Annotated in this window: 12 protein-coding genes; 7 read left to right on the forward strand and 5 right to left on the reverse strand. The window is 31.9% G+C overall.

What is annotated here, in order from left to right; genetic code table 11:
- Window positions 1-7 precede the first annotated feature (7 nt).
- Both IPO86_13855 and IPO86_13860 read right to left on the reverse strand, forming a co-directional pair.
- The gene (locus tag IPO86_13855) at window positions 8-610 is read right to left on the reverse strand and encodes a hypothetical protein (GenBank protein MBK9729188.1); all 603 of its coding nucleotides are present in this window, start codon (window positions 608-610) and stop codon (window positions 8-10) included.
- Window positions 611-684: 74 nt separating this feature from the next.
- Window positions 685-1,896, reverse strand: coding sequence for an N-acetyltransferase (locus IPO86_13860; GenBank protein ID MBK9729189.1), 1,212 nt, complete (start codon window positions 1,894-1,896; stop codon window positions 685-687).
- 122 nt (window positions 1,897-2,018) lie between these two features.
- On the opposite strand from IPO86_13860, the gene IPO86_13865 reads away from it, so the two are divergent.
- The 3 genes from IPO86_13865 to IPO86_13875 are packed head-to-tail and all read left to right on the forward strand — an operon-like array spanning window position 2,019 to window position 6,350.
- Complete coding sequence (locus IPO86_13865; GenBank protein ID MBK9729190.1) at window positions 2,019-4,412, forward strand: hypothetical protein; 2,394 nt, start codon at window positions 2,019-2,021, stop codon at window positions 4,410-4,412.
- Entirely contained in the window at window positions 4,402-5,601 is a 1,200-nt protein-coding gene (locus IPO86_13870) for a T9SS type A sorting domain-containing protein (protein ID MBK9729191.1), read from the forward strand. The genes IPO86_13865 and IPO86_13870 overlap by 11 nt, the downstream gene beginning before the upstream one ends.
- Window positions 5,602-5,603: 2 nt before the next feature.
- Window positions 5,604-6,350 carry a hypothetical protein gene (locus IPO86_13875; protein MBK9729192.1) on the forward strand — a complete coding sequence of 249 codons (747 nt, stop codon included), beginning with the start codon at window positions 5,604-5,606 and terminating at the stop codon, window positions 6,348-6,350.
- Window positions 6,351-6,360: 10 nt separating this feature from the next.
- Here IPO86_13875 and miaA read toward each other — a convergent pair whose 3' ends face one another.
- Entirely contained in the window at window positions 6,361-7,260 is a 900-nt protein-coding gene (gene miaA, locus IPO86_13880; GenBank protein ID MBK9729193.1) for a tRNA (adenosine(37)-N6)-dimethylallyltransferase MiaA, read from the reverse strand.
- A gap of 63 nt (window positions 7,261-7,323) precedes the next feature.
- Here miaA and IPO86_13885 point away from each other — a divergent pair, with 63 nt between their 5' ends.
- On the forward strand, window positions 7,324-8,598 hold the full coding sequence (locus IPO86_13885; GenBank protein ID MBK9729194.1) for a 1-acyl-sn-glycerol-3-phosphate acyltransferase: 1,275 nt from the start codon (window positions 7,324-7,326) through the stop codon (window positions 8,596-8,598).
- Window positions 8,599-8,638: 40 nt separating this feature from the next.
- Here the strand turns inward: IPO86_13885 and rffA are convergent, their stop codons facing one another.
- Window positions 8,639-9,766: a dTDP-4-amino-4,6-dideoxygalactose transaminase gene (gene rffA, locus IPO86_13890; protein MBK9729195.1), complete on the reverse strand. Its 1,128-nt coding sequence runs from the start codon at window positions 9,764-9,766 to the stop codon at window positions 8,639-8,641.
- Between the two features lie 141 nt (window positions 9,767-9,907).
- On the opposite strand from rffA, the gene IPO86_13895 reads away from it, so the two are divergent.
- Window positions 9,908-11,404, forward strand: coding sequence for a polysaccharide biosynthesis C-terminal domain-containing protein (locus tag IPO86_13895; protein ID MBK9729196.1), 1,497 nt, complete (start codon window positions 9,908-9,910; stop codon window positions 11,402-11,404).
- Here the strand turns inward: IPO86_13895 and IPO86_13900 are convergent.
- Window positions 11,387-14,005 carry an LPS-assembly protein LptD gene (locus IPO86_13900; protein ID MBK9729197.1) on the reverse strand — a complete coding sequence of 873 codons (2,619 nt, stop codon included), beginning with the start codon at window positions 14,003-14,005 and terminating at the stop codon, window positions 11,387-11,389. The genes IPO86_13895 and IPO86_13900 overlap by 18 nt on opposite strands.
- Window positions 14,006-14,071: 66 nt before the next feature.
- Between IPO86_13900 and IPO86_13905 the strand changes: the two genes are divergently transcribed.
- Together IPO86_13905 and IPO86_13910 are read left to right on the forward strand one after the other, a co-directional pair.
- Window positions 14,072-15,181 (forward strand): N-acetylmuramoyl-L-alanine amidase, encoded by a 1,110-nt coding sequence (locus tag IPO86_13905; protein MBK9729198.1) that lies wholly within the window; start codon window positions 14,072-14,074, stop codon window positions 15,179-15,181.
- A gap of 90 nt (window positions 15,182-15,271) precedes the next feature.
- Window positions 15,272-16,318: an MCE family protein gene (locus tag IPO86_13910; GenBank protein ID MBK9729199.1), complete on the forward strand. Its 1,047-nt coding sequence runs from the start codon at window positions 15,272-15,274 to the stop codon at window positions 16,316-16,318.
- The last annotated feature ends 99 nt before the right edge of the window (window positions 16,319-16,417 follow it).

The following is a 16,417-nucleotide window of genomic DNA, read 5'->3' on the forward strand; positions in this document are numbered from 1 at the left end:
ACTATTTTTATCTGATACGATACTTACATTGATTCCAGATCGAAGGCTTAAGCTTGCTTCGTTCCAGGAAAACTAAATTTTCCGAGAGTTTATTTCCCATTTTCAGAGACCATTTTACCCCAGTCAAATGCTCAAAAATAAGGCCAACTGTCTCTGGATGCACAATGACCATCACTGGTTTTGGAAAAAGATTGTCAATGCCTTTTGTAAGTGCCTGAATATCAGCTTGATCATACAAATATGGGCGCATTTTTTTTGAATCTACAATAGGCTGCAAAGTCAAGATATTATTTCGAAACGGGGTTGTAAAATATCCTTCAAATGGGATTTCATTAAACAATTTCTTTAGATTAATCGCACGCCAACGCCCATCTACCGATAAACCAGGATCAAGACCAATAGTATCTTGCTCCGCATGATACAATATGATAATTAGCTGGTAATCTGCACTTTTTCCTGATTTAAGCACCAAAGAATCTCCATTTTTAAAATAAATCTGGTTAGGCGTTATACTATGAACAGTCGGCAAGTCTATTTGACTATACCCAAAATGAACATTCAGGAACAACCCGCTAATTAAAACAAGAATAAACCTTAATTGGATATTCATTAAAAAATCATTTAAAAACAAAATTACTCGGATAGAAAAACCTTAAAGTTAAGCGAGGCTCATTTAACAGGAGATTAACTTGATATATTTTTTTCTTTGGTTCTTTTAAATGGATTTCGAATCGTATATGCTTCTTCTGGTTTTAGGTATTGGACCAAATTTGGAACTAAGCGATTTGCAATTTTATTCCGATGGGTTAAGTAGCAAACCATCTCTACCGGAACTGCACCTACAGAACTTTTAATTTCAATTGCTGTGCGAGCCAGGTTAATTCGTTTAAAATTTCCGTGTATTCCGAAATCAATAAATTTCAATAAAATATTAAAATACACCTGATAACGCAAATTATTCTCAGGCATCGTACCAAGAAAATGGCCCAACAACTCATCTCCATCATTCATAAAAGAATAAAATGCAATAAGCTCATGATCTTTAAAAAAACCAAACAAACGATACCGATCCCCTAAGACTTTTTTAATATTTAGGAAGTACTCTTTATGTAAATTTACTAAATTGAAATCTGAACCATCTGCTGTATTAAAATAAAGTTTATAAATAGTGTCCTGATGTTGAGTTAATAAATCAAGGTCAAACTCCTTATGCACAAGATCTTCCGCAGCATGAAAAGCCTTTTTAATCCGCAAGCGATACTTGGATTGCAATGCATTTAAATAATCTTCCAAATTATGCCATTCACTAGATAAATTTAAAATCATAGAAGGCTGGATACAAAAAGAATGGAGATAGGATAAAGTCTTTGTTTCAGAAACTTCAAAAGATTTTAAAACTGGTAATTCCTTTATTAAACAAAGGGATGCATGTTCAATTTCTTCATTCCGTTCAAACAAAGCTTTCAGTAATTGGTCTAGAATTACTTGCAATTCATTAAAAGAAACAGTGGGCAAAGATTTCATACCATAGGGTCCGGTTGCTAATAAATTTCCATTTATTAAACCAACAAAATCAACTTGTTTGGCTACAATTTTTTTAAGCTGCTGGTAAAAACAAGAAAAAAAACTTTTCCGGGGAGCGGATGCCATTCTTAAACGTTCAGAAGCCTTAAAAGGCATCAGTTGAAAATAAAAACAAGCTATTAAGGCATCCTCCTTATATGCCAAAACATATCGAAACTTCATGGCATCGGGTGCAAATCTTTCCAGTGACAAGAGATACTCAGAACCTAACAATACGCTTGGAGCAGGAACGAAATCCCAAAGATCCTTGCTAGCTTCTAAGCTATCAAAGAGTCTGAATGAATATGGTAATTTATCAAATTTAGATTCCAAAGCTATATAAAGACAAAGTTAATAAACTTATAAAATACACAATAGTTCATAGATCCGAACGATAATACCTAAAAATTAGAGGAAAGCTAATAAATTTGTCACAAAATCATTACATTGGCTTTATGAATACTCGGGCAGCATTTTCATTTTTCATACTTATTTTGTTATCTGCTTGTGTATCCACTTCCCGATATCATTCCATGGCTTCTGAAAAAGATCAATTTGCCATTCAGAATAAAATGTATTTACTAGAAATAGATAGCTTAAAATCTCTGACGAATGAACTCGAACTTACGAAAGAACTGCTACAGAAAACGGAAAATGTACTCATTGAATTTTATGTAAAATACAATGACAAATTAAATCTGATGGATAGTGCAGCATCCCTTAAAAATGACAATACTGAGTTTCAAAATATCAATAAAATAAAATCATTAGAAACCGAACTCTCAAATTTAAAACTTCAGTTCCAAAATGTGCAGTCCGAACTCCTGATAGCTGAAAATAAGATTCTAAAACTCCAGGAAATCAAACCTGAAAAAATTTCAAAAAACAAGAAAACTGACAGTTTACATAGAGCACTAAGCAATGCAAAGCAACAACTATTAAAAAATAAAGAATTAATAATTAGCTCAAATTTTGAAATTCATAATTTAAATCAAATTATTGACTCTATAAATTCACAAAACCAATTTTTAGTGCTTCAAAATAAAAATTTGGAATATCACTTAAATGAGCTTAAAAATGAACAATTCGATGAAACTAAAAACGAATCTGTTGAAAATAAATTAAAGGAAAGCCAGTTGAAATTTGAAATTGACCAATTAACATCAAAATTAAATTTATTACAATCAAATGCTGATCAACAAGAACAAACTATTCAAACTAAAAATATTGAAATTCAGGAGCTCAATCAAAAAATAACGCAAGCGCAATCGAACGCACTTCAGCAAGAACAAAATCTTCAAAATAATATCCATGAAATCAAGGAATTAAATCAAAAATTAGACGAATCAAAAGAATTATTAGAAAATCAAAAAATTGAATTTACCATCTTATCAGAAAAAAGTAAAGCTCCCGATCAAAGCACTATAATTCAGGATTTAAAAGCAGATTTGGAACTAAAAGATAAATCCATCCATGTTCTGAATGAAATAATAGATTCAAAAAATTCAGAAATTGATAAATTAAAGCAAAGTATTAAAGAAAATAAGGAGGAACTTATTGCAAGTAAAAACCAGTTTTCTGAGCAACAGGATAAATGGAGTCAATTACAAGCTGAAAATACAAAATTAAGGAGCCTCCAAAAATCAAATGACGAACTTAATACAATTAAAAAACAACTTACCTCCCTAAATCAGAAATTGGATCAATTAGAAGCAGAAAATACAAATTTAAAGAATAAGCAAAAATCTATTGAGGAAATGAATGACATTAAAAAGCAACTTTCCTTGCAAAATGAGAAATTGTCTCAACTCGAGTATGAAAATTCAACTTTAAAGGCAAGTCAAATATCAAACGAAGAACGCAACCAATCACTCACCGCGAAAGCTCTTGAATTACATCAACAGATCCAGGAATCTGAAAAATTAAGAAAAGAGAATTCGGAACTATCTGCTGCACTCCTTAATAAAAGCGAACAAATCGAACTTTTAAGTTCGAAAATATCTGAACGGTCTGCTAACGATTCATTACAGTTAGAAAATGCCTCCATAAAAGATAGTTTACAGTACTTTAAAGATCAGGCACTAAAATCCCAACATGCAGAACGAACTTTATCTGCAAAATATCAATCGAATCAAAACGCTATAATTAAAATAAATGAATCCATCGACTCGTTGAATAAAGAGATAATGCTTAGGAAGTCAAATGAAAATAAACTGCAATTAAGTATTTTTGAAAAAGACAAACAACTAAATCAATTAAAATACGAAATTTCCAGAGTTCAGTCTATTCAAATTGAAAAAAAGGATAATCAAACTAAAACAGATGACTCGCAAACTCAAATAAACACTCCGTCCACTATAATAAAGAAAGAGGATCCAGAATATAAAACCAGTACCGAAAAAGATTTGAATCCTTTAAAATCCAACAATAAATCAATACCTGTTCAAATTATAAATAAACTAAAAGCATTTGGTAAAAATCAAACTTCGAAGGGTGTTCAAACCAACTATATTGATAATCAGTTTCATATATTGATACCGATGGATGCACTCTTTGAAAATGAACGTTTCGCTATGAAACAAACCGGAACGAACTTAATAGAATCGATGGTGTTAGCATGTAAGTCATCAAAACAAATTAAATACCAAATTAATAGTTTTTATCAAGTTCCAGACAAGCTTGAAAATAATGAAGCATCCGGGAGAAAAAAGGTAAATACTATTTCAAAACTTTTAATGGTTTATGGAATTCCGCAGTCTGCTATTTTAATATCCAATTCTATGAATGAATCCAAAAGTAATACATTAAGTATCCCTACTGGAATTGAAATAATGATTTATGCAGATTAAGAAAATTCTTGTCTTTCTTTTCAGTTTTTTGAATTTTTTTACGAGCGAAAACTTCCCATGTTATGGTCAACGTTGTTCTGTAAATTCGATTAATCAATCTACCCATACAAATACTCCAGCATCTATTTATTTACAAACAAGAAACACCTATAGTTTCAGATTGGTATTCCACATTCTATATTTGAATCCCGAAGAAAAGATTAGTTCGGCACAAGTGAATTCACAAATTGAAATTTTAAATGAGTTCTTCAGCAGTTCTACTACGAATGAAGATTTAAATATTCCAAAAACTTTTAGATCTTTAAAATCCAATCCTGGTTTTCAATTTTGCTTAGCAGATATTGACCCCAATGGAAATCCAACAACTGGTATCCATTGGTTTCCAATAAATAATCTTTCAGTTGCCTGTCAAATGCAATTTGGAAAGCGAAGTATAATGCATAAAACACTTGGCGGTGTGGATATTTGGGATCCAAAAAGATATATTAATATTTACATCGTTAACCGAGATCAATGTAATGCTTTAGGTGAAGCAATATTTCCTTGGGATGCTACGACAGAAGAAGATGGAATTATTTTAGATTATCGAACTATTGGCACTATTGGAACCGCATCGAATAACCAACCTTTTCATCAAGGGAAAACATTGGTACACGAAATGGGACATTATTTCGGATTATTGCATTTATCCGGCGATCGTTCAAATTGTAATGGAGAAGATTCTGTTGCAGACACACCTTCGCAATCTCTCGAATATTTTGGTTGTCCTGAATACCCTCAATGGAGTTGTAATTCGGAATCTATGTTTATGAACTTTATGAGTCTTGTAGATGATCCTTGTATGCAGTTTTTTACAAAGCTTCAAGTTACTAGAATGCGGACTATAATAGCTAGAGATCGTTCAGACTTATTAAACCATTCATGTTCCATAAAACCAGTTATACCCTTGGACAAAATAAGGGTAACTGAGCTGGATGGATTTTGGCAATTAATCAATTTAGAACACAATTCCTGGAGTGCTCATTTTGAATTGTATGATATATCTGGAAAGTTGATATGGTTGGATTCCGAAGAAAATATTATTTCTAAAACAATTCCAGGAATAAACATGTTATTAAACCCTGGTATATATTTTCTAAATATTTATAATAAAACATCCAAAAACTGTTTTAAGCTTTTAAAAAATTAAAAATGAAGACAATTCAAGCTTATTTACCAATCGTTTTTATCAGTATTTCAACGCTGTTATTCACCTGCAATCCTGCTAGAAAGAATTCAGGAAATAAACCGTACGAATTAAAACATTGGCTAAGCCTTCAAAAGTATCCTTGTTTTGGACATTGCCAGGTTTATAAATTAAATATTTACAGAAATGGTTTAGTAATTCTTGAAGGAAAGGAATATTTAGAGAAAACAGGGGTTTATTTTACGGAATTATCTGCAGAGAAAATTAAAAAATTTGTCCGATTAAGTGATTCCCAAAATTGGCCTTCCTATCAATCAGAATATACCGTTAATATTCCAGATTTGCCCATTACTGAATTCAATTATCATGATGAACATGGGGCCCGAATTAAAAACATCAAAAGCAATTCAAATCTTCCAAACCCAATTCATGAACTAACAAAAGAAATGGGTTCTCTCATTGGCTTTGAAAAATGGACCCAAATTCAGAAAAAAAGTGATTTAACAAATCCTGAAATAATCGCAAATGAATTTATCATAGATATGGATTCAAGCCTCAACGTTCAAATATTAGAAACTGAATTTTCACTATATGATTTAAAATCTCAAAATAAATTATCATCCAATATGAATCTTTGGAGTTTTAAATATGATGATACTAAAATAGGGAAATATGAAATGTTGATTTTACTTAGAAAAAAGTATGGCATCCGAAGTGTAAATTTCAATCGGAGAATATTACCCCGCGAATAGGCATCCTGTTTTATTTAAACAAGTTAAAAAATGTTTCAATAGCTTGCTTATTTTCAGGATCTATAAAGTTTCCCTGGCTTTCTTTTTTAAACCATGTAATTTGTCGCTTCGCATAATTTCGAGTATGCTGTTTGATTAAATTAATTGCAACTTCTAATGGGATATTCCCATCTAAATAAGAAATAATTTCTTTGTAACCCACCGTATCTAAGGCCTGACAATTCCGAAACTGGAGTAAACTTTTAGTTTCATCTACCAAACCAGATTTGATCATAAAATCCACTCTTTTGTCAATCGCTGCATACAATGTATTTCTTGCAGGCATCAAGGTAAGTTCCGAAACTTGAAAAGGCAATTCGTGTTGATTATTCAATTTAAAAGATGAATACGGTTTCCCTGTGAGTAAAATTACTTCAATTGCTCGCGCTAATCGTCTTGGGTTATTTTTATCTACCGTTGCAAAATAAGCAGGATCGGCTTTCTCAAGATAAGATTGATACCCTTCAATACCGTTTTCCAAAAACATTTGTGCCACCTGATCTTTTATTTCGCGATTAGATTCTGGTAAATTATCCAATCCTTTCAAAATAGATTTAATATAAAGTCCTGTACCACCACAAAGTATCAATTTATTATGCTTGCCAAATAATTCCAGCAGCAGTTCATTTGCATCTCGTTGAAACTGTCCCACACTATAGGATGAATCCACCGGTAATGTATCCATAAAATAGTGTTGCACAGTCTTTAGTTGATTCTGTTCAGGTTTCCCCGTACCAATATCTACTTGTTTAAAGAGTTGTCTACTATCGGCTGAAAGTATTGGACAATTCCAAATTTTTGCCCAGTTATATGCTAAATTTGATTTCCCACTTGCTGTCGGCCCGTCAATAACGATTAAAGTATTTTTCATCGAATCGTCCAAAATTAAATCAATTGTTTAATTTTACAGATTCTATTCTTATAATCTCATTAAATGTTTTACAAAATCCTTAAAATATGGGCACAACTAGCGTTTAGGCTATATTTTAGAAGAATATTCATTCAAGGTAAAGAAAACATCCCTAAAAAAGGTCCAGTCATTTTTTTGGTAAATCATCCAAATTCATTCTTAGAAGCTTGTATTATTGCTGCCTATCAACATAGAGATTTGCATTTTCTTGTACGGGGCGATATGTTTGATAAAAAATGGTTACTCCCTATATTAAAATCCACGTATCAAATTCCTATATTTAGATTTAAGGATGGCTTTGGAAAATTAAGGAATAATAAAAGCACATTCGATCAGTCATTTCAGGTACTTTCTGAAGGAAATGCACTACTACTCTTTCCTGAAGCCAGTTCAATGCTCGTAAAATATTTAAGACCTTTACAAAAAGGGGCTTCAAGATTGGCCATAGGTACCCTGGAGGAAAAAAACGTTGACTCCTTAACCATCATTCCTACTGGTATCTACTACATTGATCCAACAATCAGTAGAAACGATGTTTATTTAAAGTTTGGATCGCCCATTGATATGAAATCCTGGTATGATGAGAATAAACATCTTGAAGACAAACTAACAGCTCTAACGGCATTTTTTCAAGAAAAAATGGAAGCTGTTGTAATTTCTATAAGTCATATAAATAATGAAAAAATATATGATCAAGCATTTGAAATTACTGAAAAAGAAATATCACCCTATACCAATGCAGGCGTTTTAAAAAATGTAAATGCATTTTCAAATCTTGTAAAATTTGTTACAAAATTAAATCAACTTTCGGAAAGAAATATCCTGGAATTAGGGTCCTTAATAAGCCAATATATAAAACCAGTTCAAAATATTAAATCCATAGATGCAAGCATCCGATTTAGTTTACAATCAAAGTTAATTATAATTTTTAAAACTATTTTTTGCTTTGCAATTGGAATTTCAGGGTTTCTTGTTTATTTAATTCCACTGGCATTTTCAAAAGCATTTGCAAAAATTAAAATTAAACATTTAGAATTTTATGCACCCGTTAGATTAGCAATTAGTATGGGAACCCATCTTTTAACAAGTATTGTTGTATTTCTTATATTAACGTGTTATTTTAATATAATCGAATCCTTACTTTTATTTATTTTTATTCAATTTTCCTTATTTGTTTTTGGACTATTTATTGATTTTGCAAGATATACAAAATCTTTCTTTGATTTTGAAGTCCTAAAAAGCAAGAATCTGGCTTTAGAAAAACGTCAAAATATTTTATCAATTACCAATACTGAATAATTAAATCAGGATTTTTATTTCTATTTAACAAGCTATCGTGTTATGTAAAATATTCCCCAATACATTCAACAATTTTCAGAACATCTTCCTCCAGGATTTGATGGTGAATTGGTAAACGAAGCAACGAGCTTTCAAATTTTTCTGAATTTGGTAAATTTTGATTAAATTTATTGTGGTAAAATGGACTTTTATGCAATGCTAAAAAGTGGAAAACAGATTCAATTTCTTTGTTTCTCAGAAATATTTGTAATTCATTCCGAATTCTTTCATTCTCTAAAATGATGTAAAAAAAACTTCCATTAATCGTTGCAAATTCTGGAACCATTGGAAGCGACAGATTAGCATGAGCGCAATTCAATTGAAAAGCATCCATATACCATTTCCAGCTATTCAACCGATGTGCAAGTAAATCATCCAGACATTCAAGTTGGGCGTATAAAACAGCTGCTTGAAATTCAGACATACCAAAGGATGATCCGATATCCAGCCATTCATATTTTGAAACCTCATTTCTTATAAATGCTTTGCGGTTGGTTCCTTTTTCAAAAATTAAGGATGCCCGATCAAGGAATGTATCGTCATTAATAAATAAACAGCCACCTTCACCACAAGAAATCAATTTCGTTGCGTGAAAGGACATTGCCCCCAGAGGCGCAATGGTACCAAGATACTTATTTTTATATTTAGCTCCAATACCCTGTGCCGCATCTTCTATTACAAGAATCTGATGCAATTTTGCATATTCAAGAATGGGATCCAGATCCACTGCAATTCCTGCATAATGCACAACCACAATTACTTTTGTCCGCGCATTCACCAAGGGTAAAATTGTTTCTAATGAAATATTTGGTCGTTCCAAAATGGTATCTGCAAACCTAAGAATACAACCGTGCAAGTAGAATGCATTCGCCGTCGATACAAATGTAAAAGTTGGCAAAATAACTTCATCTCCAGCTTGAAGATTAGCCAAAATAGCTGCAAATTCTAATGCATCAGTACAAGAATTCGTAAAATAGATAGAGGGTGTATGCAATTTGGTTTGCAGCTTAGAACTACAGAGCTGATAAAATTTTCCGCCCGTAGCTGCATTACCATTAGCTAATACTTGTTCTAAATATCCAATTGAATTTGGTGGATTGTATGGAATATGAAAACGAATTCTTCGCATGGTGATTTAAAACCAATATTTTTATAAATTTACATCATAAAAGTATAACAATCCTAATTTGGAAATATACATTGATTGTAAAACTTTACTTTGATTGCAAAATAACATTAATTATTTCGATTCCTTTAGAATACCGTATTCATGGAGATTATCCAAAAACAAAGTCTTCAAAGTTCTACAATCCATTTGGCTGGTGCGATAATAGGCGCCTTAAGTACCATTTTTATTTATCCTTTGGACCTGGGATTATATGGAATTTATGGCTTCCTAACGAATACAGCTTCTCTTGTGGTGCCTTTTATAACATTGGGCTTTGGAAGCGTCTTGTTGCGTTACTTTCCTTATTATAATTTCTCTAAAAAAAATTATGCCGGATTTTTTGGCTTTATTTTTTCGGGATATGCATTGGGTATTCTAATTTTTTGTTCTGTTTTTTTAATCTTCTATCCTGAAATTTTATCCTTTTTATCTAAAAGTGATGACCAGATTAAAAGTTTTGTAATTATTTTATTACCCTTAACGATTTTGTATGTGATCTTTGAATTATTCAACACAATTTCTATAAATTTTCAACAAATTACGATACCAGCTTTAGTAATATTTATTATGAAGTTGTTACTTCCAATACTGTTCATATTAAGTGTACAAAATATCTTAACAAGGTTTCAATTTTCAATTTGCATCTGTCTATACTATGTTCTTGCTATTTGCTGGCTTATTTTATATCTCAAAAAAAAGGACAAACTGTTTGTTGATTTAAGTTTTAATTACAAACCCTTTACAAGAATCAAGCAAATGTTAAAATTTGCAGGATTTTCAATTTTAGGTGGTGCTAGTGCAATCCTTGCTTTGAGAATTGATTCCATACTAGTTACATCCTTTATCGGTGCTGAAGCCAATGGTCAATTTACATTGGCCATCTTTATTTGCAATGTGGCCTATATTCCTGCTACTGCTTTAACAGATAGTTTAAATGCTGTGGTATCCGCCATTTCAAAAAATCAAGATAATTCAGAACTTCAAAAAATATATACGAAATCATCCCGGAATATGTTTATTCCAACCTTATGGATCGCAATGTGTATTTATGTATCATTTCTTTCACTAAGTCAGCTGATGCCCAATACAGAAAAAGTGGCATACATATATCCTGCTATTGGATGGTTATTGCTCGCTAGAATAATAGATGCAATGACAGGTGTAAATCACCATATATTGTCGTATTCAAAATATTATACTTTAGAATTATACTTACTCCTTTTAATGGCTATTCTCAATATTATTTTGAATTATGTATTGTTACCAATCTATGGCATTCATGGTGCAGCGTTTGCTACGTTTGCATCGGTATGCATTTATAATATACTTAAAACCTGGATCGTATATTTAAAATTAGGGCTGCATCCATTTTCGAAAGAAACATTTCAAATTGCAGTTATCGGCATTGGATATACAATTTTCATTCTAAATATTTCATTTCCATTCAATGCGTTCGCAAATCTTTTAATTTATTCAGGAATACTTAGTATACTATTTTTAGGAACTCTTTATTATTTAAATTTGTCGCCAGATTTAAATCAATTAATAATTAGCATATTTAAGAAATTAAATCGCAATAATCTACCTCGTAGCACCTGAAAAAGATTGATTGTTTGGAATTCGAATAAAATCTAGGGAGCCGGGTTTTACGCCTAAAACAAAGGAGTAATAACCAAATTGTGGAGACCAGTCAAATCGCATAGTCCAACAATGGAGATCTCTTTCTAAACCAAGCGTTGGATATTGAATTCCGTTTTTATCAAAGTTGTATGAAATATTATTTATATTGATTCTCCAATTACTAGTTAAAGGAATACTACCATTAATTGTCAAATTATGGAGTGTCCTTTGAAAAGTATCTTTTCCACTTTCTAAACGGGTATGTCTAAAATTAATAATATACTGGATATTAAAATCATAAAAAAGTTCTTGCAATGCTGGTTTTGCTGCATCCTTTTTACTAAGAAATTCTTTATTGACTAAACCAACAAGTTGGCCGATTGTCATTCCTGAGCTTATATTTAAATAAGAGGATGTTACATAGGCCAATTTTTTATTTTTCCTTACTGCAAAAGTCTTGGAACGAATTTCTTTTCCGTTAATCAAAATTCTACCATAAGGATCCATATTTAAACCATAATATAAGGTCGTAATACCCTTAAATAATCGATTACTTCCACTAGCTGAAATAATACTCAACTTAAATGTATCGGCAAATACATTATAATTTCCTGAAAAATTGAAACCTTCAATGATTGGAATTTTTTTGGCTATAGTATCCTTCTTTGAATAATATTTCATTTCTATCCGATTGCCTAAACTAAAACCTATATTAAAATTTTCACCTGGTACGGAAGGTTCGCCAAATGGGCTTTTCGCAAAAATTAAATATTCTTTTATTGTGTTAAAAGAATCCCGAAGATCCGTATTTACAGTTCTATAATAATTAAATGGTTTGTCATGGTAGTTTGGTGAAAAATTAAAACTAATACTCGGCGTCATTTGATGTCTTATTCCTCTAAACCAACCTTTTGATGACAAAATTTGACCAAAAATTTGTGTATTCACACTGGCACCTGTTGAAAATGTTCGGAATGGGAAAAAGCCTTTATTTAGAAACTCTTCTTCAATACCATAAATGGAATCTTTTCGCACGCTATCATAAACAACGGTATCCTTCAAACGCAATTCCCGAGAATAAAAAGTGATCTCTTCATTATATGCAATACTTGGCGTAATATTAAAATACTTTAACAATTTAAAAGTCGCATTCAAATCTGCCCGATGTTTAAATCCATATTGAAGATCTTCTAATGTTTTACTGCTGAAAAGACTGGTATCTGTTGTATTCAAAGTATTTCTAATTTGAGAACTATAGGATAAATTAATACGGTCATACCATTTTTCCAATTGCGATATACGATTTTTCTTTTTAAATGGGGCAATGGTTCTCATTTGAACATTTAACTCTGGCAAAGTAATATTCAATTCATGTGAAATTAGATTCTGAGAATGGGTCATGGATGCCGATAATGAGAATGGGCTATTTGGAAAGGTATAATTATAATTTAAATTAGAGCGAAGTACGTTATTCAAAGAACGAGCAGCATCATAATAAACCAATTTACTAAATCCTCTGGTTTCGATATCCATACTACCACCAAAACTTTGGTATGGATGAGCTCCTGCATCCTGATTATGATTCCATCTTAAACTGATTGGCCGGTTAATATTCTTTTTATAATCATTTGGTATTTCCTGAATTCTATTTTCAAATTGCAAGGTAAAGCTTCCAGAATATTTATATTTTTTCTTATAGTTACCACTGGTATTCAATTTAAAAGAACCTTTAAAAAAAACATCCACTAAAAATTTCAAGTCCACATGGTCGCTTATTGGCCAATAATATCCTATATCCGCTAATCCAAATCCACGATCATCATATTCATATCGTTTGGGAAATAGAATTCCTGATCTTGCATTCTTTGAAATTGGAAAAAAACCAAATGGTAACCATAAAGGTGTTGGGACATCATTAATGACAACATTTGATGGGCCTACTACGACCAACTTATTTGGAATGATTTTTTGCCGTTTACTATAGATCCCAAAATGAGGATGCTCCGCATCGCAACTGGTAATTAAAGCATCCTGATTATAAATTACATCGTCTCCACCACTATCTTTACTTTGTTTTGAAATAAACTTGGTCTCTTCTCCATGAATATAAAGGTCTCCTTCTTTTGTAATGACCTGTTCGATTGAACCTTTCTTCGTTTTAAAATTATAACTTATTTTTTGCGCTTTAAAGGCTTGATCTCCCTCTTTAAATTCTGGAATTCCCGTTTTATTTCCGATACTATCTAACAAAGGAGTCGCAATCGCAAGATTCGTATTCATCTCAATTCGGATATAATCTGCCTTGATATCCATGGTTTTATAATGGATAAACGCATGCCCGTATAAGTGAATCACCTTATTTATATAATCAAACCGGACCTTATCATCTGCACCATACTCAACCGGAACATCAATACTATCGGAAGAAACTAAAAACAAGCTTCCTCCCTTTAAAACCAGGGAATCACCTTGTATAGATGCACTGTTGAGGCTATCTATAGGCTTTAAGGTATCTAGTATCTGGGCATGGATAGTTGATCCAAAAAGATATATTAATAAAAAAAGATATATTTTATTCAAAAAATTATAGTAATTTATATATATTATTTTATTTAATGTGTATATTTGTACTTAAGAAAACAAAACATGCAAAACTACGACAGCTCTTCAAGCATTGCAAGTGTATGTAAAATACTGAAATTCATTTTAATAACGACATACATTTCAATTAGCGTATTAAAAGCGCAACAACCTTTATTTTCATCCGGGGTAGCAATCGTTTTAGATCCAGGACATGGGGGTAAAGATGAGGGTGCTATTGGAAAATTATGTTCGGAAAAACAGGTTTGCCTCTCCATTTGCAATAAAATTCAACATTTAATTAACGACCAGATACCAGATGCCGCAGTTTTTTTTACCAGGCAAACAGATACCTTTATTCCATTACATGCCAGGTCTAAAATGGCAAATGAGTTAAATGCAGATTTATTTATATCTGTTCATTGTAATGCATTGCCTGGAAATCATGCCTCCGTTCGCGGTACAGAAACTTATGTAATGGGGCTTCATAAAGCGGAAAGTAATTTAAATGTAGCAAAAAGGGAAAATGCTGCTATTTTTCTTGAATCCGTAACAGACAATCATTATGATGTTTTAAATTTCGAAAACCCAGAATCCTTTATTGTACTGAATCACCTTCAAGATCAGTTTATTCAACAAAGTAATCGATTGGCGAAATCTGTTGAAGATGCTTTTGCCAAAAGACATCCTGGTAAAAGCAAAGGTGTTAAACAAGCGGGATTTCACGTTTTGCACCAGGTTAGTATGCCAGGAATTTTAGTAGAATGTGGTTATATGACAAATTCAGATGAAGAAAAATATTTATGCTCCTCTTCTGGACAATGGGAAATTGCACAAATGATCGTTGAAGGTATTTCAAATCATCTACTTGTCAATCCTGTTTATCCAACAATTGCCATGTCTGAACCAACTAAAAAAACTGGAACTCTAAAGAAAGAAGCGAATGATTTGATTTATAAGATACAATTAGCTTCATCCAGGTCATGCCCAGCACCACAATCCTCCTGGAGAGCTAACCCAGAATTTGAAATTATTAAAGAAGGTGAATTGTATCGTTTGGTTTATGGAAGTTTTCTTAGTTTGGAAGAAGCTCGAAAAGAAAAAGAAATAATGAGTCAAAAAGGCTTTCATGATGCATTTATAATTAAGTATGCTGGGGATCGCAAGATTAACTAAAGAAAGGACACAAATCGGGAAGGAAGATAAAAGCATCCGATTTTTCGTACTTTTGCCCTAAGAATAACAATCATATAATTTAGAATAAGTTTGCGTAACGAAATTAAAGTAGGAATACTCGGGGTTGTAACCTTGACATTATTGATTTTTGGGTATAAGTATTTGAAAGGAAGCAATTTGCTTGACCGTTCGAAAACTTATTACGTCAAATATCCTGATGTAGGACAAATGGATCCTTCGTCACCTGTTCTGACCAGAGGATTTAAAGTGGGTACGGTCACTAAAATTGAGTTAGACCCAACTAACCCTAAATTAGTCCTGGTTACCATAGATGTTAAAAATGAAATAAAAATTCCAAAAGAAACCAAGGCAATTTTAGTAAGTCAAGGTTTAATTGGAGGAAAAGCAATAGTTCTTCAGTTTAATGAATATTGTGATACAGATTGCCTACCCAATAAATCTTTAATTGAAGGTGAAATCGCTGGGATGCTTTCCAGTATGTTCAGTAAAGATGAAGTAAAAGATTATACGCAAACTATTGGTAAAGAATTAAATACACTGCTAGACACAAGTAGCACAAATCAGAATGTACAATTGGCTGCAACGGTTCGAAACGTGCATACGATCCTGGATAATTTGGCGAAATCTACAATCCAATTAAATCATTTACTGACAAACTCTGCCCAAAATATCAATAACTCACTTGTAAATTTGAACCAATTAACTTCAAGTTTATCAAAAAATGCAAACTCAATTTCTAATTCATTGAACAATCTGGAAGCTATTTCTAATAGTTTAAAACTATCAGAACCAGGTAAACTTGTAAAATCGGCAGAACAAACGATTACTGAAAGCCGTAAAACAATTCAAGAATTAAACTTAACCCTGGATGCAAGTCGAAAAACTGTACAAAAACTTAATAATATTTTAACAGAGGTTAATTCTGGAAATGGAAGTCTTGGAAAATTAATTAAAGATCCAACTTTATATCAAAATTTAAATCGAAGTTCAAAAAATTTAGATTTGCTTTTGCAAGACCTTCGTTTGAATCCAACCCGATATATAAATGTATCGGTCTTTGGAAAAAAAGGAACTTCCTATACAGCACCGGTAGAAGATCCCACCATGAAAAAATAATGAATTCTTAAACTTAAATGCTCTCAAATATATATTAGTTCGTTAGCTAAATCAATTTTCCAATTTTTTTACATTATAGTCATTCTGCAAAATACTCCT

The sequence above is a fragment of the Saprospiraceae bacterium genome, from assembly GCA_016717265.1.
Classification (GTDB): Bacteria; Bacteroidota; Bacteroidia; order Chitinophagales; family Saprospiraceae; genus Vicinibacter.

Bases quoted from the DNA above. Each gene is read 5' to 3' on its own strand.
- miaA (MBK9729193.1), bottom strand. From the start codon at position 7,260: ATGAAAAATACTTTAATCGTTATTGACGGGCCGACAGCAAGTGGGAAA.
- IPO86_13905 (MBK9729198.1), top strand. From the start codon at position 14,072: ATGCAAAACTACGACAGCTCTTCAAGCATTGCAAGTGTATGTAAAATA.
- rffA (MBK9729195.1), bottom strand. From the start codon at position 9,766: ATGCGAAGAATTCGTTTTCATATTCCATACAATCCACCAAATTCAATT.
- IPO86_13895 (MBK9729196.1), top strand. From the start codon at position 9,908: ATGGAGATTATCCAAAAACAAAGTCTTCAAAGTTCTACAATCCATTTG.
- IPO86_13855 (MBK9729188.1), bottom strand. From the start codon at position 610: ATGAATATCCAATTAAGGTTTATTCTTGTTTTAATTAGCGGGTTGTTC.
- IPO86_13865 (MBK9729190.1), top strand. From the start codon at position 2,019: ATGAATACTCGGGCAGCATTTTCATTTTTCATACTTATTTTGTTATCT.
- IPO86_13875 (MBK9729192.1), top strand. From the start codon at position 5,604: ATGAAGACAATTCAAGCTTATTTACCAATCGTTTTTATCAGTATTTCA.
- IPO86_13885 (MBK9729194.1), top strand. From the start codon at position 7,324: ATGTTTTACAAAATCCTTAAAATATGGGCACAACTAGCGTTTAGGCTA.
- IPO86_13870 (MBK9729191.1), top strand. From the start codon at position 4,402: ATGCAGATTAAGAAAATTCTTGTCTTTCTTTTCAGTTTTTTGAATTTT.